A 17,140-nucleotide genomic window follows, 5' to 3' on the forward strand; every position below is an offset into this window, starting at 1 on the left:
CAAATTGATCTCAATTAAGCTTAGTTAGTCGAGATCAAGCTTTGTTCACTTCGCACATGAAGGTTCATGAAGTGAATCAAATAGATACCATTTGAACTTTACCTCATCTCAACACTTCAGATTTCAGCTAATTATTAAGGTGAAGTTGTAAAGCCGAGATTCCTTAGTTAATCCGCGCAATTGTGACATTCACTGCACATCACGATCGTTGTGCTTCTTGCGATAGATTTTTCGGCTAGTCCGATTTTCTTGTGCATGTAGTTTAGCGCGCTCTGCATCTGTGACTACACCGTCTGCTTTGGCTGCACGTTTATCAGCTTGAATTTTCGCTTCACGCAATTCTAAATTCGCGGTCTCTTTCGCAGTTAGCTCGCCAGAACGAACACCGTCAGCAATCCGCTTTTGCTGTTGGATTTGCCGTTTCGTGATGTTTGGTGTCGCGGTTTCTTGCGCGAACGTGTTTAATGGAATCAAAGCAATCAAACCAGTTGCGAGCAATCCAGAAATAATTTGTGCTGTTTTCATCATATATCCTTTACATATTGTGAATTCAAATAAGCTGTTATTCAGGCATTCAATTTGTCGTTCATTCGATAAGCCTCTTATCAAGCTATGCAAATCAAATTGCATGGAACTATAACGTTGGCCGAATCGTTTTGACGACGACATTTTTGTAAAGGAAGTAAGCGTTTGTAACAATGCGGTTTTGCTGTTAAATCTTGCTAGTGAAATTTGCTGGAATTAAATCAATTCTATCGGTGCAAAAACCATCCACACCCCATGACAAAACTTGCCTCGCTCGCTCGACTGAATTTACCGTGTAACAAAAAAGACCATACCCAGCTTGCTTAATTTGCTTCGCCCAATCCGGCGTTAAGTTTTCATGATTAGTATGTAGCGCTACCGCTTCCAAAGTAATTAATGACTGCTGCCAAGTTGGCTCAAAACTGTCCATCAAAAAGCCACGTGCAATTTCTGGTGCTTGTTGCTGAGCACTGCGCAAAGCTTCATAAGAAAACGACGAAAACAATGGTGGAATCGCCTGCGCTCCACATTCGCGCATGAGTTCTTGGGTCAGAGCTGCAACAACCTTACCCGTTACCCCCTCAAATCCTGGAGTTGGTTTAATTTCTACATTCATCCAAATTTGATGTTTCTGGCAAAATCGAAAAACTTCTTCATAACCTGGTACTCGCACATCAGAAAATGCAGAGTTAAACCAAGATCCCGCATCCATTTTTAATAGCTCTTCGGCTGAAGTTGTTGCGACTTCACCACTCGCTTGAATTGTGCGTCCAAATTCAGAATCATGCATAAGCACCGGAATTTCGTCCTTGGATAGCATCACATCAAATTCAACCGCGCGATATCCATGACTAAATCCGCAAGCCATTGCGGCCAAAGTATTTTCGGGAGCGAGACTTCCACCACCTCGGTGCGCTACAATTTTGGGATATGGCCACATTAGCTACTCTCCATCAATAGAATAAGAAAACTACAAAAATCCATCTTCAACACGACATGCAAAACTCTACACCATCACCATCGCGTAAGTCAGCACTTGGGCACATTCGCGTTTTAGATCTCAGTCGCGTCTTGGCAGGACCGTGGTGCTCACAAAATTTAGCGGATCTTGGTGCTGATGTCATTAAAATTGAACGTCCAAACGCTGGAGACGACACACGTCAATGGGGACCGCCTTACCTCCGTGACGCAGACGGTAATAATACGAGTGAAGCAGCATACTACCTATGCGCAAATCGAGGAAAACGCGCAATTACGGTTGATATTTCTACGCCACAAGGACAAGAGATTATCCGAGAATTGGCAAAACAATCTGATGTCGTCATTGAAAACTACAAAGTTGATCAGCTGAAAAAATACGGCTTAGATTATGCATCATTAAAGCAAGTAAAAACTGATCTCATTTACTGCTCCATAACGGGCTTTGGGCAAACTGGGCCTTATGCGCATCGCGCTGGTTATGACTTCATCATCCAAGGTATGGGCGGCCTGATGTCACTCACAGGTGAGCGTGATGAATTGGCGGGAGGAGGTCCACAAAAAGCCGGTGTGGCGATTACAGATTTAATGACAGGCATGTACGCCACGGTCGCCATCTTGGCGGCACTTAGCCATCGAGACCGATGCGGTGAAGGGCAATACATTGATATGGCTTTATTGGATGTTCAAGTAGCGATGCTGGCCAACATAGGATCAAATTACCTCACTAGTGGCAACGCACCAAAACGTTGGGGCAATGCACATCCGAATATCGTTCCGTATCAAAGCTTTGCTACTTCAGACAGCCACATCATCGTCGCCGCTGGCAATGATACGCAGTATCAAAAATTTGTACAAATTGGCGGCATGCCAGAATTAGCCGATGACGATCGCTTTATCAGTAATCCACTACGCGTAAAACATCGCGATCTTTTGGTACCGATATTAGCAGAAATGGTCCGACGAAAATCCAAGCAAGAGTGGATCGATGCTTTAGAATCGGCTGGCGTCCCTTGCGGGCCAATTAATAATTTAGAGGAAGTCTTTCAAGATCCGCAAGTAATAGCTCGCCAATTGCAGCGTGAACTGCCACATCCAACTGCAGGCTCAGTTCCCTTGGTTGCGAATCCAATTCGCATGTCTGCAACCCCAATTGAATGCCAAAATCCGCCGCCCTTGCTCAGCGAACATACCACCTCGTGTTTGCGTGATTTACTTCATTTCGATGATGAAAAAATCGCAAAATTGAAACGCGATGGGATTATTTAACTCTCCCCAAAGTATCGATCAGTAATACCGAGCAAAATCAACTGCGGATATGCCCTAAACACAGGTCAACTAAGCATCTTGTCACGGCGTTAGATCATCAATTGTTTCAGACTTACCTGAGTTACTGGCCTATCTGAACATTGACTTAGCCAAGATTCCAATCAATTTAATGGAAATATCATGCGAAAAATTGCTCTTATTGCCGCTGTACTGATACTCACTCAACTAACTGGATGCGTCGTGCATCGATATCGATCCGAGCCAGTACGAGATTACAACGCAAATTACTCCAGCTACAACACACAATATCCTAGAGCTTATCAAGAACAATACACAACTAGATACTCAAACCAGTACGGCGAACAATATTCGTCGACCTACCAAGAAGAAGTAGCGCAAATTGTTGATATTCGCAATATCAGCGAAGTGCGCGAAAGTAGCGGTGGCGGTGCAGTAGTCGGTGCAATTTTAGGCGGTATTATTGGTAATCAAATTGGTAGAAGTGACGACCACTCCTCGTACCGTGGTCGCGGTTACAGCCGCCATCGTAGCCGTGGTCATGACAATGATGGGGCACGTGCTGTTGCGACGGTAGGGGGTGCGATTATCGGTGGTGTCATCGGTAATGAACTGGATCGCGGCACGAGTGAACAACGCGTTGTCACCGAAATTACCATACGTCTGAATAATGGACAAACTCAGATCGTACAAATGAATAATCCTGGTCAATTTCGTATTGGCGATCGAGTCAGAGTCAGTTATCGCAGTGGACGTTGGATCATTATGTAAGGTATCAACATTGCTATCCAATTAGCGACGGAGATAAGACACAAACTCGCAGATTCGTATTGAGAATGAAAAAGCGCCATGTGAAAATTTTTACATGGCGCTTTTTTTGTAGCTCTAAACAAGTTGAAACGGATAAAACAAACTCAATTCAGCCCAAAAAATAAAAGCGAACAGCGTAGTTTCAGCCAATTTTCAATCTTGTGCTCAAGCAGCACTTACTTAGCTGCAGCTTTTTTCGCGGCACCAGCAAAGTCACCCGCGTAGTAGTGTCCAATACGTTCTGGCGTAATGAATTTACGGATTGCTGCATTCACCTGATCCAAAGTCAAAGCAGCGATTTTCGCATCTAAGTCTGCATCAAACGCCATGCTACGTCCTAAGAACAATTGACTACGCAAAGCACCTGCCAAAGCTGGATCTTGCGCACGACGCAAAGCATAGGTTTGTGCCAAAGCTTGTTTCGCATCTGCCAACTCGGTCGCGGTGATACCGTCTTTCACAAATAAGTTCAGCTCTTCCTTGATCGCATTTTGCAAACGCTCTAAGTTCTGCGGTGCAAACATCGCATACAAAGTTAAACCAGCTGTTTTGTCTAAAGCAGGAACTGAAACAGCGCTACCTACACCGTAGCTGATTCCCTCTTTCTGACGGATACGACCAAATAAACGCGACTTAATACCACCGCCCAAAACGTTATCAGCAACTAACAACGCTGGATACTCAGGTGCTTGATCATTCAATTCAAATGGCAAATCGCCCAAGTAAAATGCATTTGCTTTATCTGGCGTTTCCAACTTAATTGAAGCACTTTCCGCAGCTACAGGCAAACTTGGCGCACGTGTGAATTTCGCAGGGCTATTCCAGTCACCGATCACTTTTGTCAACTGCGCTTTTACTGCTGGCGCATCAAAGTCACCGACCAAAGTGAATTCAGCAGCGCTGGCACCGTAGAAGTTTTTATAAAAATCTTTTACCGCATCCAACTTAATCGCGCTGTATTCTGCGATACCGTCATCAATCGATGCTGCATAACGCACATCGCCTTTTTTGTACGGTACGTTTTTCTTCACCTTCATTGCCTCTGATGCGGCAGTTTGTGGCTCGCTACGAGAGCTTTCGAGCGCAGACAAGTTCTCCTTCACCAACAATTCAAACTCAGATTGCGGGAATGTTGGCGCACGCAAAACTTCACGTATGATATCCAATAGGGCAGGCAAATTTGCACGCACAGTTTCGAAAGAAATCGCCACGTTTTGTCCCCCCCCAGAAATATTCAACTTCGCTTTTAATTCACCAAGCTTCGTATCTAATTCGGCACGAGTAAATTTGCTAGAGCCACGCATCAACATATCGGCGGCGATATTCGAAGCAACGACTTTACCAAATAAGGAAGTCTCGTCACCAAAATGTATATTCAAACGTCCACTCACCGTTTCGCCACGTGTTTTCTTACTCAAGAGCGCTACTTTGGCACCATTTGGTAAACTCAATTTCTCAGTACGTTTGTCAATGTTTGCAGGTGTTGCATCGAAAGTTTCACCAGCGGCGACCTTTGCACGGCCTTTATAACCATCGACTAACTTTGCAACATCTGGTGTATCTGGGATTTCTGCTCGATCCGGTGCGGCTACTGGAATAAATTGTCCGAAGCTACGGTTATCTTGTTTGAAGTAATTCTTCGCAACACGCTGTACGTCGGCCAATGTCAAAGCTTCGATACGATCGCGCTGAATAAAGAACAAACGCCAATCACCCATCGCAATCGATTCCGACATACTTACGCACAAACGTTGCGGATCATTGATCGTCTTTTCTAAGTCATTCAATAAAGTTGTCTTCGCACGTTTCAACTCTGCTTCTGTGACGGGATTTTTTTCCAAACCTTCAACAGTATCAATTAAGACTTTTTTCGCTGCATCAACACTTTGGTCTTTACTCAGCATCGTCAAATACATGGAGTAACCTGGCTCAGCCAATTGGAAAACAATATTGCCAACGCCAACCGCTTGCTTTGACTCTACCAATTGTTTATGCAAACGACCATTCGGTGCTGATCCTAAGATATCGCCCAAGGCTGCCAAGGCCGCTGCATCCGCATGGCTACCTGGAGCAGTTGGGTAAAGTACTGCGGCCATTTGTTGATCGGTGACGCGACGCACTGTCACTTCACGCACACCATCACGCGCTTGTTCACGTGTCCAAGTTTTTTCTAATTGACGGCTAGGTTTCGCAATTCCACCGAAAGTTTTTTCTATCAACGCTAAAGTTTTAGCGGTGTCAAATTTACCTGCAACCATCAACACGGCATTATCTGGCTGATAAAATTTACGGTAGAACCCTTGCAAATTCTCAATCTTTACGCCTTCGACGTCGGCACGTGCGCCAATCGTGTTATTGCCGTAGTTATGCCAATCAAAAGTCACCGCTGCCAATTGTTTCCATAAAACGCGGAATGGATTGTTTTCACCAATTTCCATCTCATTGCGCACAACAGAAAACTCGGTATCTAAATCACTTCGGGCGATTTTGGAATTGATCATACGATCGGCTTCCATATTCAATGCCCATTGCAAATTATCTTCGCTCGCGGGGAAAGTTTCGTAGTAGTTAGTACGGTCATAGAAAGTCGTACCATTAAATTGCATACCACGCTTGCTTAACTGATCCATCAAATTGCCACTTGTTTTGGTGCCTTTAAACAGCAAATGCTCCAACAAATGCGCCATACCAGTTTCACCATAACTTTCATGACGTGATCCAACCATGTAAGTCACATTGACTGTCGTAGTTGGTTTAGACGCATCCGGTGCGAGCAAGACGCGTAAGCCGTTGGCTAAACGATATTCTGTAATTCCTTCAACCGAAGTGTATGCGACAGCAGCTGGCGACGCCTTTGTGGATTTTGCGGTTTTCGCCGCAGGCGCTTTTGCTTCTTGCGCAAACACAGGTAAGACAACCGAAGCAGAACTAAAAGCGAACGCAAAGGCGAGACAGATTGGTTTCAGTTTCATAGTATTCCCATTTGAAAGAAATAGTGAAGCAACAAAAAAGAGTTCTTGAATTATTTTTATTGCGCCAAATCAAGTACTAACGATTCTTATCGTTAATTTAACAAAACGATGCTCTCAGCATATCAAATATGACATGCCATTAGGTGATTTCTGATCAAAATAGTTTAAACGCGGATGAAATACATAAAATGTGTGATGAGTTTGGATCCCAAATAACCAAGATGCATAAGAAAACTTTCCTCGAGGAAATTGCACCAACAAAAGAATTAAATATGGTGGCCGAATAACAGCACTTTGATTCAATTTACTAAGTATTCGACTCGTTAAATTGGCGCAAACGAACAGCAACGATTAACATCAGAATTCCGGCAACAACCCCGATCCAAAGTGACGTGCTCTGCATAGCTAACCATGCTTGGTGGGTGATATTGTGCAAACTAAAATAATGTTCCGGCAAGCCAATATTTCTCTGTTCAAGCAACCAACTTGCTGGGAAAACACCCGATACGAGACGCGCGATCACATGTAATGCGTACCAGCGCACATCCCATTCTAATTTAAAGATTTGATTTATAAAGGTAAGAAACAATACAGACAAAATAGGTACTCCAATCGCCCATGGAAACACGCGTGATTTTGCCCAAGCGGATATCATTAAATACCAAGCTACACTGGGTAATGCCCAAAGTACATAGACTGGAAATAGCGCCAAAATTTTAAGTGGCGTTAAATACATTTCACGATTAAGTAACAGGGGCTCAACCATATTGACAGAGGTAAAAACTGAGATAAATGCATACAAGGATATGAAAATAAAAAATGATGCCGTTGCAATTAGCCACAGCATGGCAGGCAATATCAGCAAAGGAAAACTGCATTTCGAGAAAATGGTCTGCCAATCGGAGATAGGTAAAGATTTCCAGAACAAAATACTTCGATCCACTCGCTCTGAGTAAAGTGAACTCATTAGGTACAAAATCGAAATTACAGCACCGATACCTAAAATAAAGAAAATCACTAATTGAAATCGTATCGGCATCGCTTCTGCGGTTGATGCGATAAATATTGAACTAAATTCTTTAGCCGCGAAAGGCTCTTTCTGCATCAACTCAATGTCATTCATCAAGCTATCATGTATGCGCCAGGGACTTGCCAGCAGATTGACCGAGAAATATGCCAAGCAAATACTCAAAGTAATCACCAGTGGTCCCCAAAAAAACCAAGATTTATTTTCCCAATACTCGCGTTTTACCAACCAACCTAATGTTTGAAGGTAAGGCCTCAACTTAAAAGCGCGCGCATCATGGGTATTGCTATTTAGCGATTGAGCTTCTGTGTCTACGTTCATATTAGTAAACTCCCTTCATCATTGTGACAAACAAATCCGTAACAGCTGGTGTCCGCATCTCCCCCAACTGTTGAAGCTGAATTCGTGACACACCATCAAATAGCATTAACGATTTACCCAATACCAAGCGTTGATCGATTGGATGCAACGCTTGTGCGGCATCAAGCTTTGCCATATCAACGCTTAATTCAGCAAAACGATTTTCGATCTCATCCATTGAAGCTTGCAGCACAACCTTTCCATCTCGTATAAAAATCACGTCACTCAACATGTGCTCAATTTCCTCCACTTGATGCGTCGTAATGATGATGGTTTTGTTCTCATCAAAATAATCTTCCAACAATTGTTGATAGAATTTTTTCCGATACATGATGTCGAGTCCCAACGTGGGTTCATCTAAGATCAACAACTTGGCATCAATCGCCATGATTAAGGCAAGATGCAATTGCACCACCATGCCTTTTGACATCGCCTTCACTTTCATAGTCGGATTCAATTTAGTCGTCGCCAAATAGCGTTCCGCTTTTTCACGATTAAATTTGGGATGGACGCCCTCCACAAAATCGATGGCATCACAAACGCGCATCCAGCGCGGCAAAATAGCAACATCCGAAATAAAGCAAACTTCATTCATAAGAGCATCGCGTTGCTTGCGCGGATCAAAACCTAATACGGATAACTCTCCATCAAATGGAGTTAGTCCAAGAATAGCTTTCAAGGTCGTCGTTTTACCTGATCCATTCGGACCAATTAAGCCAACAATACGACCTGGATAAATTTCAAAATGGATCTGATTAAGCGCCTGTTGTTTACCGAATTTTTTACTCAACGACTTGGCGGAAATTAATACTTCATTCATATAGTCTCCTGTCCGTTAGTCTCTTTTTGAGTTAACACCAGTTCACTAAGGTCTAAGCCTAAACGTTGGATTCGCAGCAAAGTCGCTGGCCACTCTTCACGCAAAAAACGCAAACGCTCACTTTCAAGCAATTTTTCTTTAGCGCCGTCTAATACAAACATACCTAGCCCCCTTTTGGTCTCCACAATTTTTTCGTCCACTAACTCTTGATAAGCGCGCGATACGGTAATGGGGTTTAATTGAAAATCGGCAGCGATTTGACGTACCGATGGCAGCGCATCTCCCGCCTGCAAGCGTTCATCTAAGATCATCGCCACCACCTGTTCCTTTAATTGCCGATAGATCGGCGCTTTGTCATTCCAAATCACGGCCATAGGCACTCCTAAACGCGATTGTTTATTTGAATAAACAATCGCAACTACATCGCCACAAAATTACTGTTGTAGTTAACTATAACACCAACATTCTATATTGAAAATATTTTTTGATTCATTATCGATATTATTTACATGAGATCAATTTCAAGCGGTCAGCTTGCGGCTAAAATGCACAGTCTCGTAATGGCGCATGAGATGAACCAGTAAGAACACCCACAGGAGAAATAATGAAAATTAAAAAATTTGTTTTAAGTGCTGCAGTCGTAGCCCTAACCAGTATCGGCATGAGCTCATACGCGATAGCCGATGGACGTGGCTTTACGGTTGAAGATCTGGTCAAAATGGAACGTATTGTGAGTCCTGTTGTTTCACCAGATGGGAAACACGTGGTCTACGCACAGCGTACGACAGATTTAGAAAAAAACCGTGGTCGTTGGGATTTATGGTTAATTAATTTGACTGAAGCGAAACCAACTCCTAAAAAACTGACCAATGTTACGAATAATAACGAAGGCAATAACTCTGGCCCACAATGGTCGGCGAAAGGTGATGCGATTTATTTCGTTTCTAGCCGTTCTGGTAGCGGTCAAGTTTGGCGCTTAGCCATTGCTGGTGGCGAAGCTCAGAAAGTCACCGATTTACCGCTGGATATTGAGAGCTTCAAAGTCTCACCGACAGAGAATCAAATTGCGATGGCAATTGAAGTGTTCCGTGATTGTCCAGATTTGACATGCACCAAGGATCGTCTAGAAGCCAAAGCAAAGAATAAAGCAAGCGGCAAGATTCACGACAAACTATTTATTCGTCATTGGGATACATGGGCTGATGGACGCCGCAATGTGTTGTTCTCTGCATCGTTAGACAATCAACATATCGCCAGCAAAACACCTGTCAATCTATCTGGCACTTTAGAAGCTGATGTCCATTCAAAACCAGATGGCGATCATGAAGACTACGCATTTACACCAGACGGAAAATACCTCGTTTTCTCTGCACGTATCGCCGGAAAAACCGAAGCTTGGTCAACCAACTTTGATTTATTCAAAGTATCTGCAGCAGGCGGCACAGCTCCCCAAAACCTAACCGCTGATAATCCAGCATGGGATGCCAAGCCAACCTTCTCTCCCGATGGTAATACACTGGCCTATCTGGCAATGAAGCGTCCAGGCTTTGAAGCAGATCGTTTTCAAATCATGTTAATGGATGTGAAGACAGGTCAAAAACGCGCACTCGCAGCAAACTGGGATCGTTCCGCAAGCAATTTAACATGGTCTGCTGACAGCAAGAATTTATACACCAGCGCATTTGATCTCGGCCAGTTACGCTTATTTTCGATCGATGCCAATAGCGGCAAAGTGACGGCATTAACAGATCAAGGCTCGGTCGCTGGTTACGATGTACAAGGCAATACAGCGGTGGTTGCTAAAGCAGACTTAGCATCGGGCGTGCAACTTTACAAATCCGCACTGACGCCAAGTTCATGGACGCAAATCACCGAAGTCAATAAACAAGCCTTAGCGGATGTACGTTTCGGTAAATACGAGCAATTTAGTTACGCGGGTGCTAAAGGCGAAAAAGTCTATGGTTATGTAATGAAACCATGGAACGCAAAAGCAGGGCAAAAATATCCGGTCGCGTTCATCGTCCATGGCGGCCCACAAAGTAGTTTTGCCAATAACTGGAGCTATCGCTGGAATCCACAAACTTATGCAGGTGCGGGCTATGCAGTGGTGTTTATCGACTTCCACGGCTCGCTTGGCTATGGTCAAAAATTTACCGACTCTATTAGTCAAGATTGGGGCGGTAAACCACTAGTTGATCTCAAGCTGGGTATGGCGGCAGCAGCCAAGAAATTCCCTTGGTTAGATAGCAGTAAAGCCTGTGCATTAGGTGCATCATATGGTGGTTTTATGATGAATTGGATCGCTGGCAATTGGAATGATGGTTTTAAATGTATCGTCAATCATGCTGGTATCTTCGATAGCCGTTCTATGTATTACACCACAGAAGAATTGTGGTTCACCGAATGGGAAAACGGCGGCACTTACTATGACGTACCTGCCAAACACGAAAAATTCAATCCATCAGCGCATGTTCTCAAATGGAAAACGCCGATGTTAGTAACACAAGGTGAATTGGATTTCCGTGTTCCAAGCGCACAATCTTTTGCGGCATTTACTGCCTTACAACGTCGTGGAATTGATAGTCAATTACTGACCTTCCCTGATGAAAATCATCATATTTTAAAACCAGCCAATTCAATTTTGTGGCATCAAACCGTTTTGAACTGGATGGAAAAATATCTAAAGTAAAAAATAGCCTTGCAATTAAAAAGCCCTTCAATCAGCTTGCGATTGAAGGGCTTTTTCTTATGCACCGATAAGCACGAAACCGCACTAATCTCTATCTTGCAAATAGAACTTAGTGCTGTGTTCGATCAATTGAAGCCAAACGCGCTAATTCGTCAGCACGCAAATTTTTCGCACGCGAAATCCACTTTAACTGCACGGCTGGAATTTGCTTCATCAAATTCTCCACTTGCGAACGTAGCTCAAGTAATGTGGGAATTTGCTTTGTTTTTGCGGATTGCAGGTCCGTAATGACGACTTGGCTATCACCATAAACAATAAGTGAATCGGCAGCATGTTGCACTGCCAATTCCAATAGCGCGAGTAATGCACGATATTCAGCATAACTGCTATCGCCGTAACCGATTGAACAGCTAATTTCCCAAACTTGTCCGCTTGGCGCTTTCAGCACAACCCCGATGTAACAATCTCCAGGATTTGGTTGTGCTGAGCCGTCGAACCACCCGCACCAACTATGATCAGAGACCATGTTACGTGCTTGTTTAATGGCATACTTGGTTTCGGCGACACGTTTCTTCTGTAATTTGATTTCCGCTTGTTTAGCGATATCTTGCTGGCGTTGCTGTAGCAACACAGACAATCCCGATCCTGCCGCTACCCTCGTCAAAACCTGTTCTAAAGCGAGATGAAAATCGGTTCCTTGGTTTCGTGCCAATCGCCGACTCTCGACTAGCTCACGACGAAACGCCAATCTTTGTAGGGTTTCGAAATCGATAGGCATAATCCGGTTTTCATCCATATCCAATTTAATTAATCGCTTGCAGAAGCGACGGCCAGTTGGGGTCGCATTACCACATTCCCTCTTGTGCACAGAAATTTAATCACACTTGTTGTAAGCAAGAGGCAATTTAATCTATCTAAATAACGTCAACACAGTTCCTATGATAATCTTCGAACACAATTGATGCACGGCATCTTCTTGGTAAAAATGCGCTTGCCAAGTCTAACTATAAAAAAATGCTAAATGTTTTCCATGAATTACCTCTCCTCGATCAAGGACTTCGTCCTGAATATCAAAAACACGAAGGATCCGCATGAGGCTACCTATTACACCATGCTAGCTTGATCGTCGCAAATATGTTTCTCGACCCACTTCAACAATTTCAAACTATCCGTCGTTGGACAAACTCGCTATGGTCGCATCCGCAACGTCCGATTTGGTCTTGGTTGGTACTGGCATGCTTCATGATTGGTATTGAAGTTTTTGGTCACGATCAAATTAAAACAGCACAAATGCTGGTCTTGGCTTTGCCATTCTTACTGATTTTATTCATCCCACTAGCTCGCCCGCGACATCAACGACTCCGCGTTATTTTTGTATGCGTTGCGCTGATCGCATTCGTACTCGATAGTGTACTGAGACGTTTCATCAGCGATGCTTATCAAGCTGCGCCAGATAGCTCGATGGTACTAAGTGCCGTTGCCAATACCAGCTTATTAGAGTCTCGCGAGTTTATTGCCAGCTATGCGCTACCTATCATCCAATTAGTGATACTAAGTATTTTTTCTATCGGCTTTTTGGTTTTTCTCGTATTTTCTGCCAGCGCAAGTAGCGCAAACGTAAAACAATTTCGCATCCAGTCATTGTGGTTAAAAATCCTTCTCGGCTTGGCGATTATTTTGTGCATCGCTGGCTATGCGAGTAAGCCTTGGCGCAAGCTACATCCTTTGTACTTTTGGCCCAGAATTTCGCTCGTTACGATAGAACTTAGATCAAATTGGCATGATCTGAAAGCACAACGTGAAAAGCAACTGAACTTCGCCAAATCACTACAAGCAGTAGCTGAAGGAAATACTCCATCGACCTTGGTACTGATCTTGTCCGACAGCCTTAATCGCGACAATATGTCAACTCATGGCTATTCGCGTACAACTACGCCACAACTTGAAAACCTCAGCAAACGTATGCCAGAGCAAGTAATCAATTTTCGCTATGCGTGGTCAGTTGAGGCAGCAACAATTGCTTCTCTAAAAAGCTTGTTTTATCTAGATACACCGAACGAAAAACCAGTTCATTTATTAGCACTGGCAAAAGCGGCTGGCTACCATATCACTTGGATCAGCAACCATGATGGGCAAGCAATCGAACAAGAGCATGCACGATTTGCTGATCATTTAGAAATGCTGAATAACATACCTGGACGGGACAGCAGCTCCTCCGATAGCAGCACCCATCAACCATTGATCGCAGCACTAGCACGCCCTGTACAGCGCAAATTGATTGTTGTACACATGCTCGGTGCCCATCCGCAATACAAGATGCGTTATCCAGAGAATGCCAATCTATATATTGATGCCAAGGACAAAGTCTATCGTGACTTAGAGCGACAAGGACGTTCTAGTTGGTTGATCGAAAAGCGCAATGAATATGATGCAGCAATACGAAATCATGATGCGCAAGTTGTAAAAACGCTGGAAATTACCCAACAGGCGCTCGATAAAGATCAACGTGGCGCTTGGATTTTTGTCTCTGACCATGGGCAGGAAGTTGCACACACACGTAATCATGCAGGACATAGTGCAAGCACAGCGGCGGGCTTTCGGATTCCTGCATTTATTTGGAATAATCAATCATCAACAATTCAAGCGAATCAAGCACTAGCGCAAAGACCATTTCGATTGGATTGGCTAGGATGGACCATGCTAACGCTGATGGACATCCGATGGACTGGACAACAAGAAAACAAAAACATACTGAGCCCAAGTTATCAGTTTAAAAATCCTGAATTAGGTATTCCAATCTCGACGTTTCGTAACTGATCTAAGCAACTAAGCCAAACTTGCTTGGTCTGTAGATGTCTTGGTACGGATCAAGCGCTTGATTCCTTCATACGAATCATAATTACCACAGAGCAGCGTCTTTAATTCAAGCCCACTAATCGCAGAAATCACATTTCTATATAGTCAAACTGCATATAAGCAAATAAATACTAAGTAGTTGGTTATAAAGTAAGCTGCACTTATCATGCAGGCTACTTTGTATGAGGCTATATGACACTCACCTATATCATCTCTGGATTCGCAGTTGGCACCTTGGTCGGATTGACCGGTGTCGGCGGTGGCTCATTGATGACGCCACTGCTCACACTCTTGTTCGGTGTATCACCTGCAGTAGCGGTAGGAACGGATTTAGCATTTGCTTCAATTACCAAAGCGACCGGTACTCTAACACATCGTCTGCGCGGTTCAGTCGAATGGCATGTGGTTCGCCTACTCTGCATCGGTGCCTTGCCTGCAGCGCTTGTTGCAACTTTAGCCCTGAAATATTTTGGTGGTTTAAGCCAAGAGTTAGGGCAAATCATTCGTTACTCGATTGCAGTATCGGTATTATTAACCGTGATTGCCATTTTGTATCGCAGTAAATTAATCGCATGGATCAATGCCCATCCAGAACGCCAGCTTGAAGGTAAAAAACTCGCGGGTGCGACGATTATTGCAGGTGCGATTTTAGGAATTTTAGTCACCATTTCCTCGATCGGCGCGGGCGCGATTGGTGCCACAATTTTGGTTTTGCTTTATCCCAAAATGCCAGCAGCACACGTTGCAGGCACCGATATCGCTTATGCAGTACCACTCACCGCGATTGCGGCAATTGGTCACTGGTGGTTAGGTTCTATCAACTGGGAATTGCTAGGTTCATTATTGCTTGGTTCCGTACCCGGAATCACACTTGGATCACTGGCAGCCAAAGCGGTACCCGAAAAATTTTTGCGCGGAATTTTAGCGACAACACTCACTTTAGTAGCCTGTAAATTAGTCTTGTAATTGGCGACAGTATTAATAACAGAACCAATCACAAAGTTCATCAGAAAATCAGTTTACTAAACAAGTTATTTATCCCATCAGCACGTTGATAATGTCGATACCACTTTTTGGTAAGACGTTTTGAATAGGAAGTTTGAAGATGTATCGTTATGACCAACATGATCATTTAATCGTTCAAGAGCGCGTTGCGCAATTTCGCGATCAAGTAAGCCGTCGCATCGCCAATGAACTGACGGAAGATGAATTTCGTATTTTGCGTTTGCAAAACGGTTTGTACATGCAGCGTCATGCATATATGTTGCGGGTTGCCGTGCCATATGGTCTGCTGTCTTCAACACAATTGCGAAAATTCGCTTTTATCGCGCGTAAATACGATCGTGGTTATGGTCACTTCACGACACGCCAAAACATCCAATACAACTGGATCAATTTAGAAGATACACCCGACATCTTGGCTGAATTAGCCAGTGTGGAAATGCACGCAATTCAAACTTCGGGCAATTGCATGCGCAATATCACTTCAGACGAATTTGCTGGCGTCGCTGCAGATGAAATTATTGATCCACGTCCGTATGCTGAAATTTTGCGTCAATGGACCACGTTTCACCCTGAATTCGCTTATTTACCACGCAAATTCAAAATCGCCATCAACGGTGCGAAGGAAGATCGTGCAGCAATCGCTGTGCACGATATCGGTTTAACCGTTGTTCACAATGATGCTGGCGAAGTTGGCTTTAAAGTGATGGTCGGTGGCGGCATGGGACGTACGCCGATTTTGGGCAGTGTGATTCGTGAATTCTTGCCGTGGCAACACGTGATGACTTATTTAGAAGCGATTTTGCGTATCTATAACCAATTTGGTCGTCGCGATAATATTTACAAAGCGCGTATCAAGATTTTGGTAAAAGCAATCGGCGCTGAAGAATTTGCCCGTCAAGTAGAAGAAGAATGGCAAGACATTAAAAACGGCCCAGGAACATTAACGGAAGCGGAATTAAAGCGTGTTGCTGCTTACTTCACGGCACCTGCTTATGCCAACTTGCCCGCAGTTGACAATACTTTTGTGCAATTACAACAAGAAAATAAGGCATTTTCGAATTGGGTGAAGCGGAATGTAAAACCACATAAACAAGCAGGTTACAATGCCGTTTTGCTATCACTGAAGAAACCTGGCGTACCACCAGGTGACGCCAGTGCGGATCAGATGGATTTTGTTGCCGACTTAGCAGATCGCTATAGTTTTGGCGAAATCCGCGTCACCCATGAACAAAACTTGGTATTAGCCGATGTCGAACAAAGTCGCTTATTTGAATTGTGGAAAGAAGCCAAAGCACACGGTTTAGCAACGCCGAATATCGGCTTATTGACCGATATGATTTGCTGCCCAGGCGGTGATTTCTGTTCATTGGCGAACGCCAAATCAATTCCGATCGCACTCGACATTACTGACCGCTTCAACGATCTGGATTATCTGCACGACATTGGCGAATTGGAATTGAATATGTCAGGCTGTATCAATGCCTGCGGCCATCACCATGTCGGCAATATCGGTATTTTGGGTGTCGATAAGGATGGTAGTGAGTGGTACCAAGTGTCTATCGGTGGCGCGCAAGGTAATCAAGCAGCGATAGGCAAGATTATCGGCCCTTCTTTTTCAGCGGGACAAATGCCGGAAGTGATCGACCGTATCGTACAAGTGTATCTGCGCGAACGTGCTGAAGGAGAACGCTTCATCGATACCGCACAGCGCTTGGGCATTGCGCCATTCAAAGAATATGTTTATGCAACACCAATAAAAACGATCGAGCATCACGGAGAAGATGCCGGCTCTGCAGTAGTGTACTAGGGGG

The 17,140-nt window shown here is 44.0% G+C and carries 13 protein-coding genes; 6 read left to right on the forward strand and 7 right to left on the reverse strand.

The window, feature by feature from the left end:
* Nucleotides 1-189 precede the first annotated feature (189 nt).
* Nucleotides 190-525, reverse strand: coding sequence for a hypothetical protein (locus KDM92_RS08370; protein WP_212683910.1), 336 nt, complete (start codon nt 523-525; stop codon nt 190-192).
* A 187-nt stretch (nt 526-712) separates the two neighbouring features.
* Complete coding sequence (gene ugpQ / locus KDM92_RS08375) at nt 713-1,465, reverse strand: glycerophosphodiester phosphodiesterase (RefSeq protein WP_212683911.1); 753 nt, start codon at nt 1,463-1,465, stop codon at nt 713-715.
* 56 nt (nt 1,466-1,521) lie between these two features.
* On the opposite strand from ugpQ, the gene KDM92_RS08380 reads away from it, so the two are divergent.
* Both KDM92_RS08380 and KDM92_RS08385 read left to right on the forward strand, forming a co-directional pair.
* A complete protein-coding gene (locus tag KDM92_RS08380) occupies nt 1,522-2,772 on the forward strand; it encodes a CaiB/BaiF CoA transferase family protein (RefSeq protein ID WP_212683912.1) in 1,251 nt (416 codons plus the stop codon).
* Nucleotides 2,773-2,952: 180 nt separating this feature from the next.
* The gene (locus tag KDM92_RS08385) at nt 2,953-3,561 is read left to right on the forward strand and encodes an outer membrane lipoprotein (RefSeq protein WP_212683913.1); all 609 of its coding nucleotides are present in this window, start codon (nt 2,953-2,955) and stop codon (nt 3,559-3,561) included.
* A gap of 215 nt (nt 3,562-3,776) precedes the next feature.
* On the opposite strand, the gene KDM92_RS08390 is transcribed toward KDM92_RS08385, so the two are convergent.
* The 4 genes from KDM92_RS08390 to KDM92_RS08405 form a co-directional block, all read right to left on the reverse strand.
* Nucleotides 3,777-6,572 carry a M16 family metallopeptidase gene (locus KDM92_RS08390; RefSeq protein ID WP_212683914.1) on the reverse strand — a complete coding sequence of 932 codons (2,796 nt, stop codon included), beginning with the start codon at nt 6,570-6,572 and terminating at the stop codon, nt 3,777-3,779.
* A gap of 307 nt (nt 6,573-6,879) precedes the next feature.
* Nucleotides 6,880-7,920, reverse strand: a complete 1,041-nt coding sequence (locus tag KDM92_RS08395; protein ID WP_212683915.1) for a hypothetical protein — start codon at nt 7,918-7,920, stop codon at nt 6,880-6,882.
* 1 nt (nt 7,921) lies between these two features.
* Nucleotides 7,922-8,779, reverse strand: a complete 858-nt coding sequence (locus KDM92_RS08400; RefSeq protein WP_212683916.1) for an ABC transporter ATP-binding protein — start codon at nt 8,777-8,779, stop codon at nt 7,922-7,924.
* Nucleotides 8,776-9,153, reverse strand: a complete 378-nt coding sequence (locus KDM92_RS08405) for a GntR family transcriptional regulator (protein ID WP_212683917.1) — start codon at nt 9,151-9,153, stop codon at nt 8,776-8,778. The genes KDM92_RS08400 and KDM92_RS08405 overlap by 4 nt, the downstream gene beginning before the upstream one ends.
* 230 nt (nt 9,154-9,383) lie before the next feature.
* Here KDM92_RS08405 and KDM92_RS08410 point away from each other — a divergent pair, with 230 nt between their 5' ends.
* Nucleotides 9,384-11,468 (forward strand): S9 family peptidase, encoded by a 2,085-nt coding sequence (locus KDM92_RS08410; protein ID WP_212683918.1) that lies wholly within the window; start codon nt 9,384-9,386, stop codon nt 11,466-11,468.
* 109 nt (nt 11,469-11,577) lie between these two features.
* Here KDM92_RS08410 and KDM92_RS08415 read toward each other — a convergent pair whose 3' ends face one another.
* A complete protein-coding gene (locus KDM92_RS08415; RefSeq protein ID WP_212683919.1) occupies nt 11,578-12,246 on the reverse strand; it encodes a ribonuclease HI family protein in 669 nt (222 codons plus the stop codon).
* A gap of 356 nt (nt 12,247-12,602) precedes the next feature.
* On the opposite strand from KDM92_RS08415, the gene KDM92_RS08420 reads away from it, so the two are divergent.
* From KDM92_RS08420 to KDM92_RS08430, 3 genes are all read left to right on the forward strand, one after another.
* Entirely contained in the window at nt 12,603-14,285 is a 1,683-nt protein-coding gene (locus KDM92_RS08420) for a sulfatase-like hydrolase/transferase (RefSeq protein WP_212683920.1), read from the forward strand.
* 231 nt (nt 14,286-14,516) lie between these two features.
* Complete coding sequence (locus tag KDM92_RS08425; protein WP_212683921.1) at nt 14,517-15,290, forward strand: sulfite exporter TauE/SafE family protein; 774 nt, start codon at nt 14,517-14,519, stop codon at nt 15,288-15,290.
* Between the two features lie 139 nt (nt 15,291-15,429).
* Nucleotides 15,430-17,136, forward strand: coding sequence for a nitrite/sulfite reductase (locus KDM92_RS08430; RefSeq protein ID WP_212683922.1), 1,707 nt, complete (start codon nt 15,430-15,432; stop codon nt 17,134-17,136).
* The last annotated feature ends 4 nt before the right edge of the window (nt 17,137-17,140 follow it).

The sequence above is a fragment of the Affinundibacterium baiyunense genome, from assembly GCF_018139645.1.
Taxonomy (GTDB): Bacteria; Pseudomonadota; Gammaproteobacteria; order Burkholderiales; family Burkholderiaceae_D; genus Undibacterium; species Undibacterium baiyunense.